This is a genomic window from Methylobacterium sp. CCH5-D2 (assembly GCF_001556475.1).
GTDB classification, from domain to species: domain Bacteria; phylum Pseudomonadota; class Alphaproteobacteria; order Rhizobiales; family Beijerinckiaceae; genus Methylobacterium; species Methylobacterium hispanicum.
In genome coordinates, this window is the sequence record NZ_LSIX01000521.1 from 1 (window position 1) to 628 (window position 628).

The 628-nt window shown below is 76.0% G+C and carries 1 protein-coding gene; it reads left to right on the forward strand.

The window, feature by feature from the left end:
• On the forward strand, nucleotides 1–470 hold a 470-nt coding region (locus AX737_RS13330; RefSeq protein ID WP_066922062.1), incomplete at its 5' end, for an HD domain-containing protein.
• Between the last annotated feature and the right edge of the window lie 158 nt (nucleotides 471–628).

Sequence of the window (628 nt, forward strand, 5' to 3'; positions counted from 1 at the left end):
GCTTTGCCGCGCTCGCCCATGCGGGCCAGCTCGACAAGCGCGGGCAGCCCTACATCCGCCACCTGGAGCGGGTCGCGAACCTCGCGCTCGTGCGGGCCGGGCACGCGCGCAGCGTGGACCGGCTCGAGATCGACCCGCAGACGGTGATGCAGGTCGCGCTGCTGCACGACGTCCTGGAGGACACGCCCCGCGAGGCCGCGGACCTGCGGGCGGCGGGGTTCTCCGAGGCGGTGGTCGCGGCGGTGCGCGTCCTGACCAAGCCCGCGCAGCGGATCCCCTACTCCGAGCGGATCGACGGCGTGATCGCGCGGGGCGACCTCGCGGCGATCCTGGTGAAGATGTCCGACAACGAGGACAACCTCGCCCCCGACCGGGCCCTGCCGGAGGCGGGCTTCCTGCGCGAGCGCTACGCCGCCTCCTTCGCCCGGCTGAAGACGGCGGCCGAGGCGCTCGGCTACACGGGCCGCTGAACCGCGTGGCGGGCCTGGACCGGATCCGCTTCGCGAAGTTCGTGAAGTGCCGCGCCCTGATGGAAGGCGGCGCGACCGCGGGCGAGCGTGCCGCGGGCGCCGCGGCCGCGGCCCGCATCGCCGCGGCCGCGGGCCTCAGCCTCGCCGAGGCGCTGCGG